Genomic DNA, 26,146 nt, shown 5'->3' with positions numbered 1-26,146 from the left:
ACGGGCTGAGTCATACGGCTGTCGCAACTTTAGAGTTCATGCGAACGGTCACACGGATGTGACCATTACAGGCCCCGCACTTGTGTCGGGGCCTGTTCTATTGGAACGAAAAAAAATGTGGGAGCGAGTCTGCTCGCGAAAGCAATCTGTCAGCTGACGAAGATATCGACTGACACGACGCATTCGCGAGCAGGCTCGCTCCCACAATCGTTTTGGTGTCGGGTCAGTTGCCGCGTTTGCTGTTGATCTGCCGCAGGCGATTGCCTTCAAAACGCAGGTATTGGTACATGCCGTTGTTCGGGCCGTAGGTCCACTCTTCGACCTGAAACTCCTCGCGCCGATTGGCGCTGCGCTTGTATCCCAGCACGTCACGGCTGACCGGCTCGCCACATTTCTGCAGCACTTCACTGGAGCGATCGCCGAGGCTGATCAACTGGCTGCCGCAGCGCAAGGTGTCGGAGGCCGACGCGTGCCCACTAGCGCACGCCAACAGCAACACCGTCAGCCATTGGCGGGTATTCATTCGGCATCCAGATGCATTTGCGTCACCACGCGACCATCGCTCTCGGCTTCACCGAGTCTGGCGTCGATGAAATACGCACGGTCATCCTCAAGTTTGCCTTTGTCGACAAGGTAATCCTTGATCACGCTGGCACGATCCTGACCGAGCTGACGTAATAACACGTCGCTGCCACTCCAGAATTTGATCACGCCCTCGCGCATTTTCGCCGTGCGTTCTTCCTTGCCGAGATCTTTCCATTCTGCCGGCGGCTGGGTTTTCAGACGGGTACGGTAGATGCCTTCAAGCAGCGCGCCTTTCTCGCCTTCCGGCACTTGCAGCAAGGACGCCTGTGCCGGGACTTTGTCGCCCCGACGCTGGAGCATCTTGTAGTAGTTGTATTGATATTCGCGTTCCAGACGCTGTTCGGCAATCAACGGGCCGTCACTGCTCTGCGCGGCGGTGCCCTCAATTTCCAGACGCAAGGCCGGACGTTCCTTGAGTGCCTGGGACAGTTTGATCAGCGCTGCTTCGGCATCCTTGTTCAGTTCGCTGGAACCGGCTGCGAATGAAACCGTGCCAAGGTCTTGAGAACCACCGCCACTGACCAGTCCGCCGATCATTTTGAACGGCGCGGCAGCGGCTTTGACGATCAGATTGCGCAGGGTCTGCCAGACAATCGGCATCACGCTGAATTGCGGATTGTTCAGATCGCCAGTCACCGGCAATTCGATGGAAATCTTGCCGTCGACGTCCTTGAGCAAGGCAACCGCCAGCTTCAGCGGCAGGCTCACGGCGTCCGGGCTGTCGACTTTCTCACCGAGTTGCAGTTGCTCGACCACCACTTTGTTTTCGGCTTTGAGCTGGCCTTTGGTGATCAAATAATGCAGGTCGAGATTGAGTCGGCCCTTGCGGATACGGTAGCCGGCAAATTTGCCGGAGTAGGGGGTCAGGGTGGTCAGTTCGACGCGCTTGAAACTGGTCGCGATGTCGAGACTGGCCATCGGGTCGAACGGATTCACCGCGCCTTTGATGGTCACCGGGGCATAACGGTCGACCTTGCCTTTGATGTCAACGCTGGCCGGTTTCGCCTGGCGGCTGTCGATGGTGCCGATCTGGCCATTGAGCTGTTGCACGGCGGTGGCAAAATTCGGCGTCAGGCTAAAGTCGGCAAAGTTGGCCGAGCCGTCGTTGATCGCTATCGCGCCAATGTGAATACCCAGCGGTTTTTCGTTGCTGGCCGGTTTCGCCGCGGTGCTTTTGGCAGCGTTGTCCGCGGGCTGCGGAATCAGCAGATCATCGACGTTGGTGGTGCGATCGTCGTTGATCATGAACCGCACATACGGCTGCAGCAGGTTGACCTTGTCAATCGTCAGGCTGTCGCCGTGTCGATAATTCAGGCCTTCGAGTACCACTTGCTGCCACTTGAGGAAATCCCGGGTTTTCAGGGTGTCGAGGGTGTGCAATTGATCGATCTGGGCGCGGCCGGTCACGCTGAGGGCCAGCGGTTCGGTGCTTTTCAGATTGACCTGCAAGTCACTGCCGAGCATGCCGCTGCGCAATTCGAGGCGAATGAAGGGGTTGATGTAGGACTGCGCGACACGCAGGTCGATGTCTTGGGTTTTGACGTTGAGCTGAGCATTGACCGGGGCGAGATTGAGCGTGCCGTCGGCGCTGAGTTTGCCTTGCTTGCCCACGCCGGTATCGAGCTTGAGCTTGAAGGGCGAGCCATTGAGGCTGTCGAAATCCTGCAGATCGACGTTCAGCGGTGTGATGTCCACGGCCACTGGGGGATTGGCGGAACGGTCTGCCATGTGCACGGTGTAGTCACGCAGTTGCACGTCTTTGAGCAATACCTGCCATGGCTTGCTCGGCGCAGCGGCGGCTGGCGGCGGAGAGTCGGCGGCGGCCGGTGCATTTGCTGGCTCGGCGGCGGCCCGAGCGGCAGGTTTTGAAGGCTGGCTGGCGAACAGCTTCTGCCAGTCCAGTTGCCCATCGGCTTCAAGCGCCGCCCAGGTTTCCAGTTTGTGGCTGCGGATCTTGCCGACCACCACCTGCTGTTTGGCCAGGTCCACGCTGGTTTCGCTGACGTCGAGGCGTTCGAGTCGCGCCAAGGGGCGACCATCGGGCGCCTTGATCGCGAAAGGCGCGATGCTGACCGCGACATTGTTCAGCAGCAGTTCGGTTTCTTTCGACAGATTGAGTTTGTATTCGGTGTTGAGACTGATCACGCCGTCTTCGAGCACTAAAGGCACCGAGTCACGCACGTAGGGCCAGAAGGCTTTCATCTTGCCGTCGGTGACTTTCAGGGTGCCTTCGGACGTGAAAGGGATCAGGCTGAAGTTGCCGCTCCAGTCGATTCGACCGCCAGCGGGGCCGATTGCGACCAGGGTCATGGCGGCGCTGTCTTCGGGCAATGTGCTGAGATTTTTCAGCTCGAAACTGAGGTCGTCGTAGAGAAACTCGATAGGCTCGCTCGGGCGAACGTCCGCAAAGTGCACGACGCCACCGGCGAGTTTGATGTTGTCGATGCGCAGCGGAAAGGGTTTGGCATCGGGATCGGTCGGTGTCGGCTCACTCGCCGGCACGTTGAACAGACCCAGCAGATTGAGCTTGCCGTCTTTGGCAAAGAGAATTTCGGTTTTCGGTTTGTCCAGCTCGATGTTCGCCAGATGCAGGGCTTTGGTCCACAAACTGTCGATTTGCAGATCGGCGGACAGGCGCTCGAAACCGACCTGTTCCTTGCCGGGATCACCGATGACCAGTCCCCACAGCGTGACCTCAAGGCTGAACGGGTTGAGTTCGATACGCTCAAGGTGCGCAGGCACGGTCGCGTAGTTGGCCAGTTGCTGATTGGCGATGCGCAAGGCAATGCCCGGCAGAATCAGAAACCCCAGCAGGCTGTAAAGCGCCAGAGCTGTCAACAAGGCGCCTGTCGCGCGAATCAATCCTTTGGGCATGTGCGGCTTCATCTGTCTGAATCGGAGTGCCTTGGAGTATGGCACGCGATTCAGGTTCCGAAGTGCTTGATGTGGGACAGGATTGTCCGGATTCTTCTGTAGGAAAAAACACGATCTATGCAGGAGCTGCCGGAGGCTGCGATCTTTTGATGTCGATTTGAAAAGACAAAGTCAAAAGATCGCAGCCTTCGGCAGCTCCTACAGGGAGAGTGGTCAAAGTTGCAGGATTAGCGTTTTCAGCGGCGGTTGCTGGTCCATGGACGGGAAATCCGCGCCCGGGGTCATCACGCTCCACTCGCGCACCGGCCGCCCGGCCTTCTCGGCGCAACGCAGAACCTGCTCGCGCCAGTCGTCCATGCTGACTTTCGCCAGGTTGTTGCAGCAGATCAGCACGCCATCGTCGGCGGTGGTCAGCAAGGCCGGTTTGAGCAGGCTCTGATAATCGCGCAGCAGGTCGACGGTACCGAAGGCGCTTTTGGCCCACGCTGGGGGATCAAGCAAAACCAGATCGTATTGACGCTGTTCCAGACGCTGATAGCTCGGCAGTTTCTGCCCGCGCCGCTGGCTGATCGGCAGGCCGGCGAGTTGGCGGATCGCCGGGAAGTAATCGGACTGGATAAATTTCATTTCGGGCAATTGCGGGTTGAGCAAACCGTTTTCGCGACCAACCGCCAGATTGCCTTCAGCGAAATCCAGATTGCACACTTCACTGGCGCCGCCGGCCGCAGCACTGAGGCCAACGCCGCAGGTGTAGGCGAACAGATTGAGCACGCTTTTGCCTTTAGCGTGATCCTTGACCCAGCCGCGGGTGTTACGCAGGTCGAGAAACAACAAAGGATCCTGTCCGGCATGGCGACCGCGGACACGGTAGTTCAGGCCCCATTCGTGACCGACCAGATCTCCCAGCGCAGCGTCGTCGGCTTTGTAGACGCTGTCCTCGCGGTCGATGCGCGAATTGCCACGGGAGCGATCGTTGTAGACCAGCAGCGATTCGAACCCCAGCGTCTGGTTGACCATCGCGTGCAGTTGCAGCAGATCGTCACGTTCCAGCGTCTGGTGAAAGCTTTGCACCAGCAATTGCGGGCCGTAGCGGTCGATGGTCAAACCGCCGGCGCCTTCCTGGCTGCCGTGAAACAGTCGATAGCAATCGGTGCCTTGGTGGTGCAGCTCAGCGAGCAAGTCCTGGCGTTGATCGAGGGCGGCGCGCAGCGCCTGATTCAGGGAAGACATGCGGGCGCCTTGCTGGAGAGAATGAGGGCGCGGGAGTTTAGCAGTTCCTGAGCTTCGAGCTCCAAGCTTCAAGCCCCAAGTTGATCTTGCAGCTTGCAGCTTGCAACTCTGAGCATCAGCGAAGCAACCCCATCCGCCGCTTGGCCCGTTGCGCCGAGCCATTGCGCATCGCCCAGCGCAGTATCGGTGCGCTGCGTCTGACGCTGGCGCGAATCAACTGGCGTTGCAACGAACTCTGGCGAGCATCCAGCATGTCACTGGCCCAGTCCGGCAGCAGATCGATGCCAGCCTTCATCATCAGATCGCCGAACGGCCGCGCCAGAACGCTGGGTGCGGGTGCCGCCAGCAACAAGCGCAACACTTCACGGCTGCGCTCGTCGCACAGCAATTGCGGGCGCATGCGTTGCAGATAATCAGCCACGGCTTGCCGCGATTTCGGCACATTGCGGGCACCCAAACGTTCGGCAACCACGGCGATTTCGATGAAATAACGATCCTGATCCGCCGCCGACAACTGCGGATTGCGATAACGCAAATGCGCTGCAAGGAAGTTGCTGACCTCGGCCACATGCACCCAGGTCAACAAGTCCGGATCGCTGGCTGCATAAGGGCGGCCGTCTGGCGCGGTGCCGATCACTTGCAGGTGAATGGTACGAACTTTCTCGATCAACCAATCGGCATCCCGCCGAGCGCCAAACGTGGTTCCGGAGACGAACTGACTGGTGCGGCGCAAGCGCCCGAGCATGTCCTGACGAAAATTCGAGTGGTCCCACACGCCAGCCAGTGCCAGCGGATGCAGCGCTTGCAGCAACAACGCACTGATGCCGCCGATCAACATGCTGCTGAAGTCGCCGTGCACCTGCCAACTGATCGAGTCGGGGCCAAACAGGCCGGGATCGCCCTTGGGATTTTCCAGATCAAGCTGACCGAGCGACAGCCCGGTCAGGCTCATGAGTTGCTGTTCAATACGGCTGCGGATGAATTCCATGACCACTCAGTGAAAAGGGCGGGCGCGGTGGGTGGGCCGCGCACGCGGTGTTACTGGTTGAGGCGCGTGTCGATCAGGCCTTGCACGACGCTCGGGTCGGCCAGGGTCGAGGTGTCGCCGAGACTGTCGAGTTCGTTGCAGGCGATCTTGCGCAGAATGCGCCGCATGATCTTGCCCGAGCGGGTTTTCGGCAAGGCCGGCGCCCACTGGATCAGGTCGGGTTTGGCGAAACTGCCGATTTCCTTGCTGACGTGGGCCAGCAGCGTCTGCTTCAGCTCATCACTGGCTTGGGCGCCGTTCATTGGCGTGACAAATGCGTAGATGCCCTGACCTTTGACGTCGTGTGGATAACCAACCACGGCAGCTTCGGCGATGCTGTCGTGCAGCACCAGCGCGCTCTCCACTTCGGCGGTGCCGATGCGGTGCCCGGACACGTTGATCACGTCGTCGATGCGCCCGGTGATCCAGTAATCGCCGTCCTCATCCCGGCGCGCGCCGTCGCCAGTGAAGTAGTAACCGGCGTAGGGTTTGAAATAAGTGTCCACCATCCGCTGCGGGTCGCCGTAAACACTGCGGATTTGCGCAGGCCAACTGGATTTGATCGCCAGCACGCCGCTGCCGGCACCTTGGATTTCGTTGCCCTGCTCATCGAGCAACACCGGTTGCACGCCGAACATCGGCTGTGTGGCGCAGCCCGGTTTGATCCGTTGTGCACTGACCAGCGGGCTGAGCATGATGCCGCCGGTTTCGGTCTGCCACCAGGTATCGACAATCGGGCAACGCTGTTCGCCGACGACGTTGAAATACCATTCCCACGCTTCCGGGTTGATCGGCTCACCGACGCTGCCGAGTAATCTGAGACTCGCGCGCGACGTTTCCTTCAACGGTTCGGCGCCTTCGCGCATCAGCGCGCGCAGAGCGGTGGGGGCGGTGTAGAAAATGTTGACCTGGTGTTTGTCGATGACTTGCCAGAAGCGCGAACTGTTCGGATAACTCGGCACGCCTTCGAACATCAACGTAATCGCACCATTGGCCAGCGGCCCGTAGACAATGTAACTGTGGCCGGTCACCCAACCGACATCGGCGGTGCACCAGAAGACTTCGCCATCACGGTAATCGAGTACGTATTTGAAAGTCATCGCCGCTTGCAGCAGGTAGCCGCCGGTGGTGTGCAGCACACCTTTGGGTTTGCCGGTGCTGCCGGAGGTGTAGAGGATGAACAGCGGGTCTTCGGCATCCATCGGTTCCGGCGGGCATTCGTCGCTGACGTCGCGCACGGCCTGGTGATACCAGAGGTCGCGGCCCTCGACCCAGTCGACATCGCCTTGGGTGCGCTCGACCACCACGACGGTGCTGACGTCCGGGCAACTCTGCAGGGCTTTGTCGACATTGTGTTTCAGCGGGACGAATTTACCGCCGCGCACGCCTTCGTCGGCGGTAATCACGGTGCGGCAGTCGGCATCGAGAATGCGGTCGCGCAGGGAATCCGGGGAAAAACCGCCGAACACCACCGAATGAATCGCGCCGATCCGTGCGCAGGCGAGCATCGCGTAAGCGGCCTCGGGGATCATTGGCATATAGATGCAGACGCGGTCGCCTTTCTTCACACCACGGCTTTTCAGCACGTTGGCCAGGCGGCAGACGTGGTGATGCAGTTTTCGGTAAGTGATTTGCGCCGACTCGGCCGGGTCGTCGCCTTCCCAGAGCAGGGCGGTCTGGTCGCCACGTTGTCCGAGGTGGCGGTCAATGCAGTTGTAGCTGACGTTGAGTTTACCGCCGGCAAACCAGGCGGCTTCGCCGGTTTTCAGATCACAGCGCTGAACGGTCTGCCACGGTGTGCTCCATTCAAGGAAGCGCGTGGCCTGCTCGGCCCAGAAGGTGTCGGGGTGTTCAATAGATTCGCGATACAGGCGCCGATAGTCGTCCTGACTCAATTGCGCAGCCCGGCGCACGGCATCGGCTTTGGGGAACGTGCTGATATCGAACATGACGGTTCCTTATTCTTGTGTGAGACAAGAGGGGAGCTGGACGACCCTTGTAGGAGCTGCCGCAGGCTGCGATCTTTTGATCTTGTTTTTTAAGGTCAAGAGCAAAAGATCGCAGCCTGCGGCAGCTCCTACAGAGGTCGTGTACGCCACCGATTCTGCGATTGGCCGGTGCCGCGGAACTGTCGATGTTGCTAGCTGATGGGGCAGGCAAACCGCCCCATCAGCCTATCACCCGCGGTGACGACCGCGGAAGTAGTTGATCAGGCCTTGGGTGGACGCATCGTCAGCAACGGTCTCGTCGCTGCCGACCAGACGGTTGTAAACGCCTTTGCCCAGCTCTTTGCCCAACTCCACGCCCCACTGGTCGAAGGCGTTGATGCCCCAGACCACACTCTGCACGAACACTTTGTGTTCATACATCGCCACCAGTGCGCCGAGACGGCGCGGGCTGATGCGTTCGACCACCAGGGTGTTGCTCGGACGGTTGCCCGGAATCACCTTGTGCGGCGCGAGCTTGCGCACCTCTTCTTCGCTGATGCCTTTGTCGCGCAACTCGGCTTCGGCTTCCGGCAACGTCTTGCCGAGCATCAGGGCCTGGCTCTGCGACAGGCAGTTGGCGTACAGCCACTGGTGGTGGTCGGACACCGGGTTGAAGCTGACGATCGGCACGATGAAGTCGGCCGGGATCAGTTGGGTGCCTTGATGCAGCAACTGGTGGTAAGCGTGCTGACCATTGCAGCCGACACCGCCCCAGATCACCGGGCCAGTATCGGTCGACACCGAGGTGCCGTCCTGCCGCACGCTCTTGCCGTTGGATTCCATGTCCAGCTGTTGCAAGTGCTTGGTGATGTTGCGCAGGTAGTGGTCGTACGGCAGGATCGCGTGGCTTTGCGCGCCCCAGAAGTTGCCGTACCAGACGCCGAGCAGCGCCAACAGCACCGGCATGTTCTGTTCGAACGGCGCGGTCTGGAAATGCTGGTCCATGGTGTAGGCGCCGGACAGCAGTTCCTTGAAGTTGGACATGCCGATGGCCAGGGCGATTGGCAAACCAATGGCCGACCACAGCGAGTAACGACCGCCAACCCAGTCCCACATCGGGAAAATGTTTTCTTCGCGGATACCGAACGCTACGGCGGCGGCGTTGTTACTCGATACCGCGATGAAGTGACGATACAGCTCGGCTTCCGAACCGCCCTGTGCCAGGTACCAGGCACGAGCCGCCTGAGCGTTCTTCAGGGTTTCGAGGGTGTTGAACGATTTCGACGAAACGATGAACAGCGTGGTTTCGGCGCGCAGCTTCTGCGTCAGCTCGTGGAACTCACTGCCATCGATGTTCGCCAGATAGTGGCAGCGTACGCCTTTCTGCGCGTACGACAGCAGCGCTTCGGAGACCAGCTCCGGGCCGAGGAACGAGCCGCCGATGCCGATGTTGACCACGTCAGTGATCGGCTTCTCGGTGTAACCGCGCCACAGACCGTCATGAATGCGGCCGACCAGATCGGTGATCTGGTTCAACACCTTGTGAACTTCCGGCATCACGTTAACGCCGTTCACCGACAGCTTGTCGCCGACAGGGCGGCGCAGAGCAGTGTGCAGCGCCGGGCGGCCTTCAGAGGCGTTGACGATTTCGCCGTCGAACAGCGCTTTGATCGCGCCTTTCAGATCGACTTCATTGGCCAGACCCACCAGCAGATTGCGGGTCTCGGCGTTGATCAAATTCTTCGAATAATCGAGAAACAGTCCGCAGCTGCTGAGGGTGAACTGATTGAAACGCTGCGGATCGGCGTTGAAGGCTTCGCGCATGCTGAAATCCTGCATGGCTTGGCGGTGGTCTTTCAACGCTTGCCAGGCGGGCAGAGCGGTAACGTCGTGAGGAGTGAGGTAGTACGCCATCGCTGCGGTTTTCCTTTTTACTTGAACGGCCTTTTGAACACGGAACAGACCCGGCACGCCATGTTTGAGCGCGGGATCAACTGCGTCGACACGATATCTGGACACAGGGCGAATACAGTAAACCTCGCGCTGCGTTCTGTCTTGACTTTGTCTGACCTGATCCCTGTACTTTTTTAACATCCTGACTGGGATTTGGCCGACAAACGGAGTGGAGTGCGCGGTCGGGAGAGCTGAAGCGCAATGGAATCGAACAACGGGTAACGGCTATGCAACGCAAAAAATCGCAGCCTGCGGCAGCTCCTACAGGGTTATGTGTAGGAGCTACCGCAGGCTGCGATCTTTTGATTTTGCTGTTTAAACCGGGCTATCGAGGTTCAGGTGCAGATTGTCGATCAGTCGCGTGGTGCCGAGGAATGCGGCAACCAGAATCACCAGATCACGGTCCTCGGCCGTCGCCGGGCGCAAGGTCAGGCCATGGCGGATTTCCAGATAGTCCGGACGCAGCCCCGCTGCTTCCAGCACTTGCAACTGCGCAGCGATCAATCCCGGATAATCGCGTTCGCCCTGTTTGATCGATTCGGCAATGTTGCTCAGCGCGCGATAGACCACCGGCGCTACGGCGCGCTGGTCTTCGCTGAGAAAACCGTTGCGCGACGACAACGCCAAGCCATCGGCCGCACGCACGGTGGGTTCGCCAATGATCTGGATCGGCATGTTCAGGTCATGCACCAGCGCGCGGATCACCGCCAGTTGCTGGTAATCCTTCTGCCCGAAAATTGCCAGGTCCGGCTGGACCATGTTGAAGAGCTTGCTGACCACGGTCGCCACGCCTTCAAAGTGACCCGGACGGCTGGCGCCGCACAGGCCTTCGGACAATTGCGGCACGCTGACCCGCGTCTGTCCGGCCATGCCGTCGGGGTACATTTCCTCGACAGTTGGCGCGAAAAGCAGGGAACAACCGGCTTCGAGCAGCTTTTCCTGATCGGCGGCAAGGGTGCGCGGGTACTTGTCGAGGTCTTCGCCGGCGCCGAATTGCAGCGGGTTGACGAAGATGCTCGCGACCACAAAATCGACGCGTTGCGTGGCTTTGGTGATCAGCGCGACGTGGCCGCTGTGCAGGTTGCCCATGGTCGGCACAAAGCCGATGCGCTTGCCTTCACTGCGGGCGCGGGCAACAGCGGCGCGCAGTTCGCGTACGGTTTTTACGGTGTTCATGCAGAGAATCCGTGTTCGACGCCTGGGAACGTGGTGGCTTTGACTTCGTTGACGTAAGCCTTCAACGCGGACTGGACGCTGTCCTGCCCGTGCATGAAATTCTTGACGAATTTCGGCACGCGGCCGGTGATCGACAGCCCGAGCATGTCGTGCAGCACCAGTACCTGGCCGTCGGTGGCGTTACCGGCGCCGATGCCGATGACCGGAATTTTCACCGCTTGGGTGATTTCCGCGGCCAATTCACTCGGCACGCATTCGAGCAGCAGCATGGCGGCGCCAGCCTGCTCCAGCGAGATCGCATCGGCACGCATCTGCCGCGCCTGGTTTTCGTTGCGGCCTTGCACTTTATAGCCGCCGAGCAGGTTCACCGCTTGCGGGGTCAGGCCCATGTGCGCACAGACCGGTACACCGCGCTCGGCGAGCAGACGGATCGAGTCCGCCAGCCATAGTTGACCTTCGACTTTGACCATGTGCGCACCGGCCTGCATCAGCATGGCGCTGTTGATCATGGTTTGTTCAAGGGTGGCGTTGGCCATGAACGGCAGGTCGGCCAGGATCAGGGCGTCGGTGTTGCCGCGTTTGACGCACGCGGTGTGATAGGCCATTTCTGCGGTGGTCACCGGCAGCGTGCTGTCGTGACCTTGCAGCACCATGCCGAGGGAGTCGCCCACCAGCAGCACTTCGACCCCGGCCTCGTTGCAGGCGTGAGCGAAAGTCGCGTCATAGCAGGTCAGCATGGTGATCTTTTCACCTTTCTGCTTGAGGCTCTGGAGCGTGGTCAGGGTGATGGCTGGCATGTAAAAAAATCCTCGTTCAGGCGCTTTGGAAACTGCTGCGAGTAACGCGCGTGATTCGTCATCTACTCAGGCGCACGGTCTTGTGTCGTGCTTATAAGGCCTGGATTGCGCCCGTATGTGCCGGGTTGGCGGCAGCGGGACGCCTATAGTCGTGATGAGCCAACAGGAAGTCAATTGCGTGTGTTACCGCATTGTTACGAGGGAGGTGTTACCGGCGTAACTGATGCGATTCAGCGGCGCAGCGGGCTTGATTCGAAGAGTTTTTGTCCGACAAAACCGTGAATCAATTGTAGGAGCTGCGGAACGCTGCGATCTTTTGATCTTGATGTTGAAGACCAAAAGATCGCAGCCTCGTTTCACTCGACAGCTCCTACACAAGGATTGGCTCAGGAGAGGCGTTCGAGGCCGACGAACGGGCAGGCGGCGAGCAGGGCGGGGAGGGTGCGGCCGTCCGCGAGACGCAGGTCTGCCGGAGCCAGTTCTGCGAGGGGATAGAGGACAAACGCACGTTCCTGCATTTGATAATGCGGGACTTTCAGCCTTGGCTCGTCGATCAGGCGATCGCCGAACAGCAGAATGTCCAGATCCAGCGTACGCGGTCCCCAGCGCTGCAGGCGCTCGCGACCCTGGTCGTTTTCGATAGCTTGCAGGGCGTTGAGCAATTCGAGTGGGTCGAGCGCGCTGTCGAGCGCGGCGACCGCGTTGGTGTAACGCGGCTGGCCCGGCAGTAACGAGTCGCTTTGGTAGAAGGCTGAAACGCCGACGAGTGAGGTCTGCGGCAATTGCCCCAGCGCCGCGATGGCGCTGCGCAATTGTTCGGCGGGGTCAGCGAGATTGCTGCCCATGCCGATGTAGATACGCTCCATGGGTTACTCGCCCGTGGCGCTCGGGGCACCGGCGCGCTTGCGCTTGGCACCACCGCTGCGGCGACGTTTGCGCGGTGCGCCGCTGGCGTCGTCGCCCTTGCCGCTGAGGTCGCGGATCATGTCGCGGCGCTCGCTTTCGTTGGCGTCCTGGTAGTCGGTCCACCATTCGCCGAGGCCGTCGGTCTCTTCGCCGGCGCTTTCACGCAGCAACAGGAAGTCGTAACCGGCGCGGAAACGCGGGTTGTCCAGCAACAGGTCGGCGCGCTTGCCGCTGCGGCGGGGCAGGCGTTCCTGCATGTCCCAGATTTCGCGGATCGGCATGGTGAAGCGCTTCGGAATCGCAATGCGCTGGCACTGTTCGGCGATCAGCTCGTGGGCGCCTTCCTGCATTGCCGGAATCGGCGGCATGCCACGTTCCTGCAAGCGCAACACGCGGGCCGGCAGGGCAGGCCACAACAGTGCGGCAAACAGGAACGCCGGGGTCACCGGTTTGTTCTGCTTGATGCGCAAGTCGGTGTTGGTCAGCGCTTCGCTGATCAGCGTGTGAGTGTATTCCGGGTTGTGTTCCAGCGCGTCGGCACTGGCCGGGAACAGCGGGGCGAACAGTTGCAGATCGACCAGCATCTCGAAGGTGATCGCGCCGTGGCCGGACAGGAACAGCTTGAGCACTTCTTCGAAAAGCCGCGCCGATGGAATCTCGCGCAGCATTGGCGCCAGTTCACGGATCGGCTGCACCGTATGTTTCTCGATGCCGAAATTCAGTTTGGCGGCGAAACGCACGGCCCGCAGCATGCGCACCGGGTCTTCCTGATAGCGCTGCTTCGGATCGCCGATCAGACGGATCAGATGATTGCGGATGTCGTGGACGCCATTGGCGTAATCGAGAATGCGCTCGCTGACCGGATCGTAATACAGGGCGTTAATGGTGAAGTCGCGACGTTGCGCGTCTTCTTCCAGAGTGCCGTAGACGTTGTCGCGCAGAATCCGCCCGCTCTCGTTACGCGACGACTGATTGCTGTCCTCGTCGTCTTCGTTGACCGGATGGTTGGCGCGGAAGGTCGCCACTTCAATGATTTCGCGACCGAAATGGATATGCACCAGTTTGAAGCGACGACCGATGATCCGCGCATTGCGAAATTCGGCACGGACTTGCTCGGGCGTGGCGCTGGTGGCGACGTCGAAGTCCTTGGGGGTGATGCCCAATAGCATGTCGCGCACGCAACCGCCGACCAGATAAGCCTGGTAACCGGCGCCTTGCAGACGTTCGACGATATTCACCGCATAGCGGCTGAACTGCGTTTTCTGCAGCGAATGTTGGCCGCTGTTGAGCACTTCAGGGGTGCTGCGGATGTGTTGCGTACGACGCACGGGAGTTCGGAATGACTGGAACAGCTTCTTCAGCATGGGATGCACTGTTTGAAGGAATGTTCGGCCATACCAAAAGAATGACCGCATGATGGGCGCAGATTCTAGCATTTAGTCGAGGGATGGTGTAGGACACGGCAGATATGAGCTGTAAGCCGCAAGCTGCAAGGGTCGAGGGAGGAAAAACAGAGGGATTTTGCCAGGAGGGAGAAACTACAAGGGGAGCCGAAGCTCCCCAAGAAGTAGTTGCATGCTCTTTTTATTATTGATTCGGGCTTCTTGTTTTTGTTGAGTGCCCTCGTCACGAAGCTTTCGTTTCGTGACCCTCCCAATCGGGAGCCAAGAGCAAACGGATTGCTTTGGTCGCTGAATTGCAGTGATCTCTCGATCCAACCAGTACAGGCTCTGTCTTAGGACAGTTTTTGTTGTTCTCGGCCTGGTCGTGGGGCAAGCCCCAAATACAACGCCTCTCCAAAAGAATCAGTTAGCTGCGCCTCTCGCCGTCTTGTTTTTATTGTGCGTGAGTCGATTCGTCTTATTTTTATTGTCTTGTGCATTGCTTGTTATTGTTCTTGTACCAAACATATAGCAGGGTGCGTGCCAACTTTTCCAACGCCCAGTAAAACAAGGGGTTAGGTCGATATAACCGTTTTGCAGGGGCGAAAAAAAGCCGGGGTTTCGTTACCGATAACCCCGGCTTCTGTTACGTGAATCGACTGCGGTAACAGTTTTTTCACATTTTCATGCGTTACCCGTGTGCGTCATGGGTAACGGTCAGCTCTCGCTGGCAACCCCGGTCTTGCGTCGCGGAATGCCCAATCGCTGGCGGCGTTCCCACAGGCATTTGCGGCTGACGCCCAGTTTGCGCGCCAGTTCGGTCTCGGTCATGTGATCCTGATGCTCGAGGACGAAGTGCTGGAAGTAATCCTCCAGCGACAGGTCTTCGGTCGGCTCATGGCTGCTGTTGCTGGCGTTACCGGCCGTTTGCGGCGGCAGTCCGATGAATTCATCGTCCTCCAGATCGCCTAGCTCGATGTCGATGCCCAGCAGATCGGCGGAAATTTCCGGGCTTTCGCTCAGAATCACCGCGCGCTCGACCGCGTTCTCCAGCTCACGCACGTTGCCCGGCCAGGAATAATGCCGGATTGCTTGTTCGGCATCTGCGGCGAATTTCAAGTCAGTGCGATTGATGCGCGCGCTCTGACGGGCAAGGAAGGCAGTGGCGATTTCGTTGACGTCGGCGCCACGCTCGCGCAGGGGCGGCAACTTCAAAGCGATCACGTGCAGACGGTAATAAAGGTCCTCACGGAACTGGCCGATTTTCGCTAGGCTCTTGAGATCGCGGTGCGTTGCAGCGATCAGGCGCACATCGACTTTTTGCGACTGCACCGAGCCGACCCGACGAATTTCGCCTTCCTGCAAGACTCGCAGCAAGCGCGCCTGAGCTTCGAGCGGCAGTTCGCCGATTTCATCGAGGAACAGCGTGCCGCCGTCCGCCGCTTCGACCAGACCGGCACGCCCGGCGCTGGCACCGGTAAACGCGCCTTTCTCGTGGCCAAACAGTTCGGACTCGATCAGGCTTTCCGGAATCGCCGCGCAGTTCACCGAAATCATCGGCGCCTTGGCGCGCTTGGAAAGATTGTGCAGCGCGCGCGCCACCAGTTCTTTACCGGTACCGGACTCGCCCTGGATCAGCACGTTGGAATCAGTGGGCGCGACCTTGCGGATCTTGCTGTACAGATCCTGCATCGGCGGGCAGGAGCCGATGATGCCGATTTCGCCGTTGCTGTTATCCACAGCCGATTTATTGCCGGCAGATGCAGGCTTGCTCGTCGTGGCTTCGCCGGCGGCTGGTGCCGACTGACGATCACGCAGGATGCGCGCAACGGCCTGAAGCATTTCATCGTGGTCGAACGGCTTGGCGATGTAATCGACCGCGCCCATTTTCATCGAATCGACCGCCGAGCGCAGGCTGGCGTAGCTGGTCATGATCAGCACCGGCGTGCCTTGGCCGAGCTTGATCAGCTCGGTGCCCGGAGCACCCGGCAGGCGCAGGTCGCTGACGATCAGATCGAACGTAGGAATGGTGAAGCGTTCTTGTGCTTCCTGCACTGAACCGGCTTCGCTGACCTGGTACTGGTTACGTTCCAGCAGGCGGCGCAAGGCGGAGCGGATAATGGTTTCGTCTTCGACGATCAAAATGTGCGGCATTGATTCGATACTCTCGACGGTCTCAGTTCACAGCGGACGTCGCTTCGACATGACGCGGTAAGGTCACCCGGATACGGGTGCCGCGTTGGCTTTGTACATCAGCCGGGCTGTCGATGGTGATTTGTCCATAATGCTCTTCAACGATGGAATAGACCAGTGCAAGGCCCAGACCGGTGCCTTCACCCGGATCCTTGGTGGTGAAGAAAGGTTCGAACAATCGGTCCATGATGCTCGATGGAATACCGCTGCCTTCGTCCTCGACGATCAGATCGACCGTGTGTTCGCCGGCTTCGCTCTTGACCCGTACCGCACTGTGCGGCGGCGAGGCGTCGCGGGCGTTGGAGAGCAGATTGATCAGCACCTGGGCGAGTCGCTGCGGATCGCCTTCGACCCAGTGGTCGGGATCGCACAGGTTGTAGAACTGCACTTCGAAATTGCGGCGGTTCAACGCTAATAGGCCGATTGCGTCCTGCGCCACCTCGGCCAGACAAACGGGCTCGTCGCTGTGCTGATGGCTGCCGGCGTGGGCAAAGCTCATCAGCGACTGCACGATGCGCGAGACGCGTTTGGTCTGCTCGAGAATTTGTCCGCTGATTTCCGTCAGTTCGCCGTCATCTTCGCGTTCTTCGCGCAGATTCTGCGCGAGGCAGGCAATGCCGGTGATCGGGTTGCCGATTTCGTGGGCCACACCCGCCGCCAGGCGCCCGATGCTGGCCAGACGTTCGGAATGCACCAGTTTATCTTCAAGCATCTGCGTTTCGGTCAAATCCTCGACCAGTAACACCAGGCCACTGTTACCGGGTGCCAGCGGCTCGTCGATCGCCGCTTTGTGCAAGTTCAGCCAACGGGTCTGGCCGTCGAGGGCCAGATGCTGTTTATGCAAATGCTCATCGGGCAGATTGATGAAGCCCTGCAGCAGTTCTTTCCACGGATTGGCGATAGTGCTCAGGCGCGAACCGACTACCCGTTGCGCGGCGATGCCGGTCAGCTCTTCCATGGCTTTGTTCCACATCAGGATCTCTTGATCCTTGGCCAGCGAGCACACGCCCATCGGCAGTTCCTGCAGAGTCTGGCGGTGATAACGACGCAGGGCATCGAGTTCGGCCGCCAGGCCGGTGAGGCGCGAGTGATAATCCTCGAGACGGCTTTCGATGAAGTGGATGTCTTCGGTCACGTAGTTTTCGCCGCCGGCCTTGTACGGCAGGAAGGTTTCCACCATGTCCTGCGCCACGCTCGGGCCCATCAGGCCGGAAAGGTTGGCTTCGATGCGATCGCGCAAACGGCGCAGCGCGTAGGGGCGGCGCTCGTCGAAGGGCAGATAAAGATCCCGCAACGCTTGCTCGACTTCTTTCTGCGCAGCCTTGGCACCCAACGGTTTGGCCAGTTGCGTGGCAAACTCCTGTGGCGAGGCCGCGTGCAATTCGCGACGTTGCGGGCGGCGCACGTTATCCACAGCACACGCCTCGGCGGCACTGGCTTCTTCCGGGCTGGCGTTGGTGAACAGCGAGATCAGCGTGAACATCAGGACGTTGGCGGCGAGCGAGGCGATGGCTGCCATGTGCCAACTGGTGTCGTCCAGCACGTAAATCATGTTCAGCAGCGGAATGTAGAAACCCTGCAGGTTGCCGACCAACGGCAGCAGCATGGTCACCACCCAGACCAGAATCCCTGCCAGCAGACCGGCAATAAAGCCGCGACGGTTGGCGGTCGGCCAGTACAGCACCGACAACACGCCGGGCAAAAATTGCAGGGTCGCGACGAAGGCGACGATGCCGAGATTCGCCAGATCCTGTTCGGCACCGAGCATCAGATAGAAACCGAAACCGGCCATGATGATCGCGACGATCAGCGCACGGCGCGTCCACTTCAGCCAGCGGTAGATATTGCCCTCGGCCGGTGGCTGATAAAGCGGCAGCACCAGGTGATTGAGCGCCATGCCCGACAGCGCCAGTGTGGTGACGATGATCAGCCCGCTTGCCGCCGACAAACCGCCGACATACGCGAGCAATGCCAGCGGTTTGCTATTGGCGGCAATGCCGACGCCCAGCGTGAAATACTCCGGATTGGTCGTGGCGCCGAGCTTGAGGCCGGCCCACAAGATCAACGGCACTGCCAGGCTCATCAGCAACAGGAACAGCGGCAGGCCCCAGCTCGCGCTGACCAGTGAGCGCGGGTTGAGGTTCTCGGTGAATGTCATGTGATACATGTGCGGCATCACAATCGCCGAGGCGAAGAACACCAGCAGCAATGTGCGCCATGGGCCTTCCTGCAGCGGCGTGTGCAAAGCGGCGAGGGCGGTCTGGTTCTGCAGCAGCCATAATTCGAGTTGTTGCGGACCGTCGAATACCCCGTACAACGCATACAGGCCGACGCCACCAAGGGCGATCAGCTTGATCACCGATTCAAAAGCAATCGCGAACACCAGGCCTTCGTGTTTTTCACGGGTGGCGATGTGGCGCGAGCCGAAGAAGATCGTGAACAGAATGATCAGCGCGCAGAACGCCAGCGCGACGCGGCTCTGCACCGGTTCGCCGGTCAGAATGCCGATCGAGTCGGCCACCGCCTGAATCTGCAGGGCCAGCAACGGCAGCACGCCGATCAGCATGAAGATGGTGGTCAAGGCGCCGGCCCAGGTGCTGCGAAAGCGGAAGGCGAACAGATCCGCCAGCGACGACAGTTGATAGGTGCGGGTGATTTTCAGGATCGGATAGAGCAGCACTGGCGCCAGCAGAAACGCGCCGGACACGCCGAGATAACTGGACAGAAATCCATAGCCGTATTGATACGCCAGACCTACCGTGCCGTAGAACGCCCACGCACTGGCGTAAACCCCCAGCGACAAGGTGTAGGTCAGCGGGTGGCGAATGATCGCGCGCGGGATCATGCCCCGTTCGCTGACCCAGGCAACGCCGAACAGCGCCGCCAGGTACGCGGCGCTGATCAGGATCATCTGGGTCAGGCTAAAGCTCATCGGCATCTTTTTGGCTCTGCAGGATGAAGGTCACGACTATGAGGATCAGCCAAAGCAGATAAGGGCGATACCAGGCGCCCGTCGCGTCGATCCACCAATCCATGATGGCGGGGGAAAACAGGTAGATCCCCACGACTAAAAGCAGGACCAAGCGATAGATGTACATCCCGGCCTCTCTTTTTTATGCGCGTGCCCGAAAACGTGCGGCGATGGTAACGGATGGGCGCGCTTGTGCAAGGGTGGTCATTGCAATTGCGCCTCGGGCAAGGTCAGTGTGCGCGGGATCCTGGTCGCATCCCAATGCGCGCTGCCCCACTTGAGCAATTCCTCTGGCGTGGCGTGATTCAGCTCGGCGTCGGGGTTTTGCCCCAGTGCGCGCAAGGCCCGCAGCAACAACGGCGTGGCCTGATCGGCTTCAAGGGGCGGTGAGCGATAGGACTTGCCGAGCTTGTTGCCGTCCGGCTGAGTGATCAGAGGCAAATGCAGATAGCGCGGCTGGCGCAGGCCGAGCAATTCCTGCAGATACAACTGGCGTGGTGTCGAGTCGAGCAGATCGGCGCCGCGCACGATATCGGTGATGCCTTGCCATGCGTCGTCGAGCACCACGGCCAATTGATAGGCATAGAGGCCGTCGCGGCGACGGATCACGAAGTCACCGACATCGCGGCCCAGGTGCTGACGGAATTCGCCCTGCACGCGGTCGACGAAGTGGTATTCCAGCTCAGGCACACGCAGGCGGATCGCCGCGTCGTGCTGGTCGTGGCCAGCGTTGCGGCACAAACCCGGATAAATCCCGTGATAAGGCTCCAATTGCTTTCGCGAGCAGGTGCAGGCATAAGCCAGGCCGTGATTGAACAGGCTGTTGAGCACATCGGCATAGGCTTCGTGCCGATCACTCTGACGGACCATCTCGCCGTCCCATTCGAAGCCATAGCTTTCCAGCGCCTGGAGAATCGCGGCCTGCGCACCGGGCTCTTCACGGGGCGGATCGAGATCCTCCATGCGCACCAGCCAGCGGCCGCCGACCGAGCGGGCGTCGAGGTAGGAGGCCAGCGCAGCGACCAGTGAACCGAAGTGCAAGTGGCCGCTGGGGGTTGGGGCGAAGCGGCCGATGTAGGGCGGGGAGGTTTTGGCAGTCATGGGGGCGATGAAACTATTCAGAAGTTACGCAGATTACCCCTGTGGGAGCGAGCCTGCTCGCGAAAGCGCTCTATCAGTCATTGATGAGTCGTCTGAAGGGGCGCTTTCGCGAGCAGGCTCGCTCCCACAAAGGCAGAAGCTGATTCGGCGGGCAAAAGACAGAAACAAAAACGGAGCGTTCGCACGCTCCGTTTTTCGTTCAGGTCGAGATTACTTGCCGACCTGCTTTTCCTTGATTTCCGCCAGGGTTTTGCAGTCGATGCAAAGATCCGCGGTCGGACGGGCTTCGAGGCGCTTGACGCCGATCTCGATGCCGCAGGACTCGCACCAGCCGTATTCTTCGTCCTGAATCAGTTCGAGCGTCTTGTCGATCTTCTTGATCAACTTGCGCTCGCGGTCGCGGGCGCGCAGCTCGAGGGCGAATTCTTCTTCCTGGCTGGCACGGTCGGCCGGGTCAGGGAAGTTGGCCGCTTCGTCCTTCATGTGATCAACAGTACGGTCGACTTCCTGCATCAAGTCCTGTTTCCACTTGTTCAGGATCTTGGTGAAGTGCGCTCGCATCGGGGCGCCCATGTACTCTTCACCGGCCTTCGGAACGTAAGGTTCGAAACCGCTGATGGTCGTTTGCTGCTGTTGCTTTGCTTGGGTGGGCATGAAATGGACCGCCTCTACTCTTGTAATCCATTGCGCAGGATTGCTCCATCACCGACACCTGCCGGCCCTGCGGCTGCAAGCGGGCGAACTTACCAGATCAATTCGGACTGCGCTACTCCCGGATGTCGAGCCCCCGGCGGGTGGCGCTTGCAAATGTTTGGCAAGCCGTGTCAGGCGGTGTTGAAGACCTGTTCAATCACTGATTTTAGTCAATCCTGGAGCGTACGCTTATATCGTTACAGTCCAGCGTTCTTGAGGCTGTGACCGTTACGGGTTCTCGCTCGTTCCGGCAGACAGGTAGAATCGTTTCTTTTTCCCGTCGAAGGCAAGTCAATGGCCCCTTACAGTGCACGCAGCCGTGCGATCGAACCGTTCCATGTAATGGCGCTGCTGGCGCGGGCCAACGAATTGCAAGCTGAAGGGCACGACGTCATCCACCTGGAAATTGGCGAGCCGGATTTCACTACCGCAGAGCCGATCATCCGCGCCGGACAGGCAGCACTGACTGCCGGCAATACCCGTTACACCGCCGCCCGCGGGATCCCGGAGCTGCGTGAGGCGATCGCCGGTTTTTACCAGTCGCGTTACGGCTTGAACATCGATCCACGGCGCATTCTGATCACCCCGGGTGGCTCCGGTGCGTTGTTGTTGGCCAGCGCTTTGCTGGTCGATCCGGGTAAACACTGGCTGTTGGCGGATCCGGGCTATCCGTGCAATCGGCACTTCCTGCGTCTGGTCGAAGGCGCGGCGCAGCTGGTGCCGGTCGGGCCGGACGTGCGCTATCAACTGACCCCGGATCTGGTCGAGCGCCATTGGGATCAGGACAGTGTCGGCGCGCTGGTCGCTTCGCCGGCCAACCCGACCGGTACGATCCTGACCCGCGATGAGCTGGCCGGGTTGTCCATCGCGATCAAAGGCAAACACGGCCATCTGGTGGTGGATGAGATCTATCACGGCCTGACCTACGGCACCGACGCGGCCAGCGTGCTTGAGGTCGATGACAGCGCCTTCGTGCTGAACAGTTTTTCCAAATATTTTGGCATGACCGGTTGGCGTCTCGGCTGGCTGGTAGCGCCGGATGCGGCGGTCGGCGAGTTGGAGAAACTGGCGCAGAACCTTTACATCAGCGCGCCGAGCATGGCGCAGCACGCCGCGCTGGCCTGCTTCGAGCCCGACACCATCGCCATCCTCGAACAGCGCCGCGCCGAGTTTGGCCGCCGCCGGGATTTCCTTTTGCCCGCGCTGCGCGAGCTGGGTTTCAACATTGCCGTGGTGCCGGAAGGGGCGTTTTATTTGTACGCGGATATCAGCCGGTTCGGCGGGGATGCCTTCGCCTTCTGCCGGCATTTCCTCGAAACCGAGCATGTTGCCTTCACCCCGGGCCTGGACTTCGGCCGGTATCAGGCCGGCCATCATGTGCGTTTCGCCTACACGCAAAATCTTCCGCGCTTGCAGGAGGCGGTAGAGCGCATCGCTCGTGGCCTGAAGAGCTGGCAAGGCTGATGCGTTTTTATCCGCCTCTGGAAGAGGCACGGTTGATCCGTCGCTATAAGCGCTTTCTCGCCGACATCGAAACCGTTAGCGGCGAGTTGCTGACTATTCACTGCCCGAACACCGGTTCGATGCTCAATTGTCAGGTTGAGGGCGGGCAAGTCTGGTTCAGCCGCTCCAACGATCCGAAACGTAAATTGCCCGGCACTTGGGAAATCGGTGAAACCCCGCAGGGTCGGCTGTTTTGCGTGAACACCGGGCGCGCCAACGGCTTGGTCGAAGAAGCCTTGCAGGCGGGAGTCATCACCGAGCTGGCCGGGTTTACCGCGTTGAAGCGGGAAGTGGCATATGGGCAGGAGAAGAGCCGCATCGACTTCCGCCTCGAATACCCGAGCGGCCCGGCGTACATCGAAGTGAAAAGCGTCACTCTTGGTTTCGACGGCTCGGCGGTGGCAGCGTTTCCCGATGCGGTGACCCAGCGCGGCGCCAAGCATTTGCGCGAACTGGCGCATCTGGCGCGGGACGGGATCCGCGCGGTGCAGCTGTATTGCGTGAACCTCAGCGCAATTGAAGCGGTGCGCCCCGCTGAACAGATCGATTGGGCCTATGCCGAAGCGCTGCGTGAAGCGGTCGCCTGTGGTGTCGAGGTGTTGGCCTATGGCGTGCGTCTGGACCACGAAGAAATAGTCATCGACCGCCGTCTCGACGTTTTGCTCAACGGTTAAACATCGATCCACAGCCCTTGCGCGTCTTCGCGGCAGGGGACCGCGGTGAGTGATTGGCCTGCGCACGGCCCGGCGACACATTCACCGTCCTCGATCAGAAACAGTGCGCCGTGGGTGGCGCACTGGATCAGGCTGTTGCTGGGGTCGAGAAATTGGTCCGGCTGCCATTCCAGCGCAATGCCTCGATGGGGGCAGCGGTTGAGGTAGACATAAGCCAAGCCATCGCGGCGTACGGCCAGCAGTTTTTTCCCGTCGACCTCGAAACCGCGGCTGCCGGCTTCGGCCAGATCGGCCCCCGCGCAGAGAAACTTCATGACTATCCTCTATTGTCGGCTCGTGTCCGGATATGTCCGAGCTTGACGTTTAAATGCAAACAATTATCAAATGGCGGCCTTCGCCGGCAGGGCGGCTGGCAGATGCCGAGGATACTTGGCCTGTCACCCCGATGCCCGGAAAAACTCTATTCAAGGAAGCTTTGCATGCGCCTGAGTACCCACGTCGCTGTGTTGTGTGCCGCCCTTTTGCTCGGCCAGCAGGCCGTAGCGGCCGAACTGCCGCAGCGTTGGGTCAGCGCCGGCGGTGGGTTGTCGGAATGGGTCAGCGCGTTGGGCGGGGAAGCGAAACTGGTCGGCGTCGATACCACCAGCCAGCATCCCGCATCGTTGAAGGCGCTGCCGAGCATCGGTTATCAGCGCAGTCTATCGGCCGAAGGCATCCTCAGCTTGCGCCCGGATATTCTGATCGGCACCGAGGAAATGGGCCCGCCACCGGTGCTGTCGCAGGTCAGAGCGGCCAAGGTGCAGGTTGAACTGTTTTCGGCGCAGCCAGATCTGTCGACGCTGGAGAAAAGCGTTACGCGTCTCGGCCAGTTGCTGGGCGCTGAACCTCAGGCTGCGCAGTTGTTGCACGGCTACCAACAGCAACTCGATGCTCAGAAGGCACGGGTGGCTGGCGCGCAAACCCGACAGAAATCTCCCGGCGTTCTGCTATTGCTCGGGCATGCCGGGGGCAAACCCTTGATTGCCGGTAAAGACACCGCCGCCGACTGGATGCTGCAGCAGGCTGGCGCGGTCAACCTGGCGACGCATAGCGGCTACAAACCTTTTTCCGCCGAATCCCTGGCCAGCCTCGATCCCGAGGTGCTGGTGTTCGCCGATCGTGCATTGACCGGTGAGGCTGCGAAAGCCGCTCTGTTCAAGGAAAACCCGATTCTTGCTGCAAGCCGTGCGGCCAAGGCTGGCCGCGTACTGGAGCTTGACCCGACCCTGCTGGTTGGCGGTCTCGGGCCGCGTGTGCCGGCGGCGCTGAAAACCTTGTCTGACGGTTTCTATCCGGCAACGAGCGGCCAATGACCACACTGGGCAAACCGCGCGCCTTGTTCGTTGGCCTGACACTCTTGTGCTTGCTGGCGATCTGGCTGTCATTGGCGTTGGGGCCGGTCAGCCTGCCGCTGGTCGATACATTGCGAGCGGCGTTGCGCCTGCTCGGCATGCCGCTGGCCCCGGATGGGCTGGAGCAGGCGGAGTTGATTGTCGGGCAGATTCGCCTGCCACGCACCTTGCTCGGGCTTGCGGTCGGTGGCGTGCTGGCCTTGTCCGGCGTGGCGATGCAGGGCCTGTTCCGTAATCCGTTGGCGGATCCGGGGTTGGTGGGGGTATCCAGCGGTGCGGCGTTGGGCGCGGCGGTAGCGATTGTCGGCGGTTCGTTCTTCGGCGGTCTGCCGGAATGGTTCGCGCCGTATCTGTTGTCGGTCTGCGCATTTCTCGGCGGCCTCGGAGTGACGGCACTGGTCTATCGGCTCGGTCGGCGCAATGGCCAGACCAACGTTGCAACCATGTTGCTGGCAGGTATTGCCCTCACCGCGCTGGCCGGTTCGGCGGTTGGCCTGTTCACTTATCTGGCCGACGATACGACGTTACGCACGCTGACCTTCTGGAATCTCGGCAGCCTGAACGGCGCCAGTTACGCGCGGCTGTGGCCCCTGCTGATCATCAGCGCCGCGGTGGCGTTGTGGTTGCCACGCCGGGCGAAAGCGCTCAACGCCTTGCTGCTCGGCGAATCGGAAGCCGGGCACCTGGGCATCGATGTCGAGCGGCTGAAGCGCGAGTTGGTGTTCTGCACCGCGCTAGGGGTTGGTGCAGCGGTGGCGGCGGCGGGGATGATTGGTTTCGTCGGGCTGGTGGTGCCGCATCTGGTGCGCTTGCTGGCCGGGCCAGATCACAAGGTGTTGTTGCCGGCGTCGCTGTTGGCCGGTGCGAGTCTGTTGCTGCTCGCCGATCTGGTGGCGCGGCTGGGACTCGCTCCGGCAGAGTTGCCGATCGGCATCGTTACGGCGTTCATCGGCGCGCCGTTCTTTCTTTATTTGCTGCTGCGGGGGCGTGCCTGATGTTGCGTGCGCACAATCTGCACATTCAGCGCGGTCGCAAGACTGTACTCAGCGCGGTCAACCTGCAACTTGAACCGGGCGAAGTAGTGGGCGTGCTCGGGCCGAACGGCGCGGGCAAAAGCACTTTGCTTGGGGCCTTGTGCGGTGAGTTGAAGGCCAGTGAGGGCGAAGTTTCGCTCGACGGCGAGGTTTTGCAGCGCTGGACGGGCACGCAGCGTGCGCAGCGTCTGGCGGTTTTGCCCCAGGTGTCGACGCTCGATTTTGCCTTTCGTGTAGAAGAAGTGGTCGGCATGGGGCGCTTGCCTTATCAGAGCGGCCACGTGCGTGATGACGAGATTATCGCCGCAGCGTTGGACGCCGCCGATGCCGGACATCTGAGCGGGCGCAGTTATCTGGCGTTGTCCGGCGGCGAGCGTCAACGCGTGCATCTGGCGAGAGTGCTGGCGCAACTCTGGCCGGGGCAGGCTGGGCAGACGCTGCTGCTGGACGAACCGACATCGATGCTTGATCCGCTGCATCAGCACACTACGTTACAAGCCGTGCGCGAGTTTGCCGATCGCGGCGCGGCAGTGCTGGTGATCCTGCATGATCTGAATCTGGCGGCGCGCTATTGTGATCGTATTCTGCTGCTGGAAGCCGGCCGGCCAGTGGCGCTGGATACACCGCAACAGGTGCTGCAACCGGGTGTGCTCAAGGCAGTGTTCGGTCTCGAAGTTTTAGTGCAGCCGCACCCGGAGCGTGGGCATCCGCTGATCATCGCCCGCTGA

Annotated in this window: 21 protein-coding genes; 5 read left to right on the top strand and 16 right to left on the bottom strand. The window is 60.4% G+C overall.

Annotation, left to right across the window (positions count from 1 at the left end):
- Positions 1–223 precede the first annotated feature (223 nt).
- The 15 genes from EL257_RS22945 to dksA all read right to left on the bottom strand — a co-directional run bounded on the left by EL257_RS22945 (position 224) and on the right by dksA (position 20,777).
- Entirely contained in the window at positions 224–523 is a 300-nt protein-coding gene (locus EL257_RS22945; RefSeq protein ID WP_126366465.1) for a DUF2845 domain-containing protein, read from the bottom strand.
- A complete protein-coding gene (locus EL257_RS22940; RefSeq protein ID WP_126366463.1) occupies positions 520–3,471 on the bottom strand; it encodes a DUF748 domain-containing protein in 2,952 nt (983 codons plus the stop codon). The genes EL257_RS22945 and EL257_RS22940 overlap by 4 nt, the downstream gene beginning before the upstream one ends.
- Positions 3,472–3,672: 201 nt before the next feature.
- Positions 3,673–4,689, bottom strand: coding sequence for a class I SAM-dependent rRNA methyltransferase (locus EL257_RS22930; protein WP_126366461.1), 1,017 nt, complete (start codon positions 4,687–4,689; stop codon positions 3,673–3,675).
- 115 nt (positions 4,690–4,804) lie between these two features.
- Positions 4,805–5,677 (bottom strand): oxygenase MpaB family protein, encoded by an 873-nt coding sequence (locus tag EL257_RS22925; protein WP_126366459.1) that lies wholly within the window; start codon positions 5,675–5,677, stop codon positions 4,805–4,807.
- A 50-nt stretch (positions 5,678–5,727) separates the two neighbouring features.
- Positions 5,728–7,665 carry an acetate--CoA ligase gene (gene acs, locus EL257_RS22920; protein ID WP_126366457.1) on the bottom strand — a complete coding sequence of 646 codons (1,938 nt, stop codon included), beginning with the start codon at positions 7,663–7,665 and terminating at the stop codon, positions 5,728–5,730.
- A 228-nt stretch (positions 7,666–7,893) separates the two neighbouring features.
- The gene (gene pgi / locus EL257_RS22910) at positions 7,894–9,558 is read right to left on the bottom strand and encodes a glucose-6-phosphate isomerase (RefSeq protein ID WP_126366455.1); all 1,665 of its coding nucleotides are present in this window, start codon (positions 9,556–9,558) and stop codon (positions 7,894–7,896) included.
- Positions 9,559–9,912: 354 nt separating this feature from the next.
- On the bottom strand, positions 9,913–10,773 hold the full coding sequence (gene panC, locus EL257_RS22905) for a pantoate--beta-alanine ligase (protein WP_126366453.1): 861 nt from the start codon (positions 10,771–10,773) through the stop codon (positions 9,913–9,915).
- Entirely contained in the window at positions 10,770–11,570 is an 801-nt protein-coding gene (gene panB, locus EL257_RS22900; RefSeq protein ID WP_126366451.1) for a 3-methyl-2-oxobutanoate hydroxymethyltransferase, read from the bottom strand. The genes panC and panB overlap by 4 nt, the downstream gene beginning before the upstream one ends.
- A gap of 386 nt (positions 11,571–11,956) precedes the next feature.
- Positions 11,957–12,436: a 2-amino-4-hydroxy-6-hydroxymethyldihydropteridine diphosphokinase gene (gene folK / locus EL257_RS22895; RefSeq protein WP_126366449.1), complete on the bottom strand. Its 480-nt coding sequence runs from the start codon at positions 12,434–12,436 to the stop codon at positions 11,957–11,959.
- A gap of 3 nt (positions 12,437–12,439) precedes the next feature.
- Entirely contained in the window at positions 12,440–13,840 is a 1,401-nt protein-coding gene (locus tag EL257_RS22890) for a polynucleotide adenylyltransferase PcnB (protein ID WP_172604517.1), read from the bottom strand.
- Positions 13,841–14,575: 735 nt separating this feature from the next.
- A complete protein-coding gene (locus EL257_RS22880; protein WP_126366443.1) occupies positions 14,576–16,012 on the bottom strand; it encodes a sigma-54-dependent transcriptional regulator in 1,437 nt (478 codons plus the stop codon).
- Positions 16,013–16,034: 22 nt separating this feature from the next.
- Positions 16,035–18,989, bottom strand: a complete 2,955-nt coding sequence (locus EL257_RS22875; RefSeq protein ID WP_172604516.1) for a sensor histidine kinase — start codon at positions 18,987–18,989, stop codon at positions 16,035–16,037.
- Complete coding sequence (locus EL257_RS22870; protein WP_003176118.1) at positions 18,973–19,149, bottom strand: hypothetical protein; 177 nt, start codon at positions 19,147–19,149, stop codon at positions 18,973–18,975. Before EL257_RS22870 ends, EL257_RS22875 begins: the two co-directional genes overlap by 17 nt.
- Positions 19,150–19,226: 77 nt before the next feature.
- Positions 19,227–20,123: a tRNA glutamyl-Q(34) synthetase GluQRS gene (gene gluQRS, locus EL257_RS22865; protein ID WP_126366441.1), complete on the bottom strand. Its 897-nt coding sequence runs from the start codon at positions 20,121–20,123 to the stop codon at positions 19,227–19,229.
- A 210-nt stretch (positions 20,124–20,333) separates the two neighbouring features.
- On the bottom strand, positions 20,334–20,777 hold the full coding sequence (dksA, locus tag EL257_RS22860) for an RNA polymerase-binding protein DksA (protein WP_064118688.1): 444 nt from the start codon (positions 20,775–20,777) through the stop codon (positions 20,334–20,336).
- Between the two features lie 333 nt (positions 20,778–21,110).
- Here dksA and EL257_RS22855 point away from each other — a divergent pair, with 333 nt between their 5' ends.
- Both EL257_RS22855 and sfsA read left to right on the top strand, forming a co-directional pair.
- Positions 21,111–22,280 (top strand): pyridoxal phosphate-dependent aminotransferase, encoded by a 1,170-nt coding sequence (locus tag EL257_RS22855; RefSeq protein ID WP_126366439.1) that lies wholly within the window; start codon positions 21,111–21,113, stop codon positions 22,278–22,280.
- Complete coding sequence (sfsA, locus tag EL257_RS22850; protein WP_126366437.1) at positions 22,280–22,993, top strand: DNA/RNA nuclease SfsA; 714 nt, start codon at positions 22,280–22,282, stop codon at positions 22,991–22,993. The genes EL257_RS22855 and sfsA overlap by 1 nt, the downstream gene beginning before the upstream one ends.
- Here the strand turns inward: sfsA and EL257_RS22845 are convergent.
- The gene (locus tag EL257_RS22845) at positions 22,990–23,307 is read right to left on the bottom strand and encodes a Rieske (2Fe-2S) protein (protein WP_126366435.1); all 318 of its coding nucleotides are present in this window, start codon (positions 23,305–23,307) and stop codon (positions 22,990–22,992) included. The two genes, sfsA and EL257_RS22845, sit on opposite strands and share 4 nt — an antisense overlap.
- Positions 23,308–23,472: 165 nt before the next feature.
- Here EL257_RS22845 and EL257_RS22840 point away from each other — a divergent pair, with 165 nt between their 5' ends.
- Genes EL257_RS22840 through EL257_RS22830 form a run of 3 tightly spaced genes read left to right on the top strand, consistent with a single transcriptional unit; the run spans position 23,473 to position 26,146 of the window.
- Positions 23,473–24,345 (top strand): heme/hemin ABC transporter substrate-binding protein, encoded by an 873-nt coding sequence (locus EL257_RS22840; protein WP_126366433.1) that lies wholly within the window; start codon positions 23,473–23,475, stop codon positions 24,343–24,345.
- 50 nt (positions 24,346–24,395) lie between these two features.
- Entirely contained in the window at positions 24,396–25,379 is a 984-nt protein-coding gene (locus EL257_RS22835; protein ID WP_172604578.1) for a FecCD family ABC transporter permease, read from the top strand.
- On the top strand, positions 25,379–26,146 hold the full coding sequence (locus tag EL257_RS22830; protein ID WP_126366429.1) for a heme ABC transporter ATP-binding protein: 768 nt from the start codon (positions 25,379–25,381) through the stop codon (positions 26,144–26,146). Before EL257_RS22835 ends, EL257_RS22830 begins: the two co-directional genes overlap by 1 nt.

The sequence above is a fragment of the Pseudomonas fluorescens genome (genome assembly GCF_900636825.1).
GTDB lineage: Bacteria > Pseudomonadota > Gammaproteobacteria > Pseudomonadales > Pseudomonadaceae > Aquipseudomonas > Aquipseudomonas fluorescens_BG.
The sequence above is the reverse complement of the archived record's forward strand: the minus strand, read 5'-3'. Positions and strand labels throughout refer to the sequence as shown.

Bases quoted from the DNA above. Each gene is read 5' to 3' on its own strand.
- pgi (WP_126366455.1), bottom strand. From the start codon at position 9,558: ATGGCGTACTACCTCACTCCTCACGACGTTACCGCTCTGCCCGCCTGG.
- EL257_RS22880 (WP_126366443.1), bottom strand. From the start codon at position 16,012: ATGCCGCACATTTTGATCGTCGAAGACGAAACCATTATCCGCTCCGCC.
- panC (WP_126366453.1), bottom strand. From the start codon at position 10,773: ATGAACACCGTAAAAACCGTACGCGAACTGCGCGCCGCTGTTGCCCGC.
- acs (WP_126366457.1), bottom strand. From the start codon at position 7,665: ATGTTCGATATCAGCACGTTCCCCAAAGCCGATGCCGTGCGCCGGGCT.
- EL257_RS22945 (WP_126366465.1), bottom strand. From the start codon at position 523: ATGAATACCCGCCAATGGCTGACGGTGTTGCTGTTGGCGTGCGCTAGT.
- EL257_RS22870 (WP_003176118.1), bottom strand. From the start codon at position 19,149: ATGTACATCTATCGCTTGGTCCTGCTTTTAGTCGTGGGGATCTACCTG.
- EL257_RS22930 (WP_126366461.1), bottom strand. From the start codon at position 4,689: ATGTCTTCCCTGAATCAGGCGCTGCGCGCCGCCCTCGATCAACGCCAG.
- sfsA (WP_126366437.1), top strand. From the start codon at position 22,280: ATGCGTTTTTATCCGCCTCTGGAAGAGGCACGGTTGATCCGTCGCTAT.
- EL257_RS22855 (WP_126366439.1), top strand. From the start codon at position 21,111: ATGGCCCCTTACAGTGCACGCAGCCGTGCGATCGAACCGTTCCATGTA.
- folK (WP_126366449.1), bottom strand. From the start codon at position 12,436: ATGGAGCGTATCTACATCGGCATGGGCAGCAATCTCGCTGACCCCGCC.
- gluQRS (WP_126366441.1), bottom strand. From the start codon at position 20,123: ATGACTGCCAAAACCTCCCCGCCCTACATCGGCCGCTTCGCCCCAACC.
- EL257_RS22875 (WP_172604516.1), bottom strand. From the start codon at position 18,989: ATGCCGATGAGCTTTAGCCTGACCCAGATGATCCTGATCAGCGCCGCG.
- EL257_RS22890 (WP_172604517.1), bottom strand. From the start codon at position 13,840: ATGCTGAAGAAGCTGTTCCAGTCATTCCGAACTCCCGTGCGTCGTACG.
- dksA (WP_064118688.1), bottom strand. From the start codon at position 20,777: ATGCCCACCCAAGCAAAGCAACAGCAGCAAACGACCATCAGCGGTTTC.
- EL257_RS22830 (WP_126366429.1), top strand. From the start codon at position 25,379: ATGTTGCGTGCGCACAATCTGCACATTCAGCGCGGTCGCAAGACTGTA.
- EL257_RS22940 (WP_126366463.1), bottom strand. From the start codon at position 3,471: ATGAAGCCGCACATGCCCAAAGGATTGATTCGCGCGACAGGCGCCTTG.
- panB (WP_126366451.1), bottom strand. From the start codon at position 11,570: ATGCCAGCCATCACCCTGACCACGCTCCAGAGCCTCAAGCAGAAAGGT.
- EL257_RS22840 (WP_126366433.1), top strand. From the start codon at position 23,473: ATGCGCCTGAGTACCCACGTCGCTGTGTTGTGTGCCGCCCTTTTGCTC.
- EL257_RS22925 (WP_126366459.1), bottom strand. From the start codon at position 5,677: ATGGAATTCATCCGCAGCCGTATTGAACAGCAACTCATGAGCCTGACC.
- EL257_RS22845 (WP_126366435.1), bottom strand. From the start codon at position 23,307: ATGAAGTTTCTCTGCGCGGGGGCCGATCTGGCCGAAGCCGGCAGCCGC.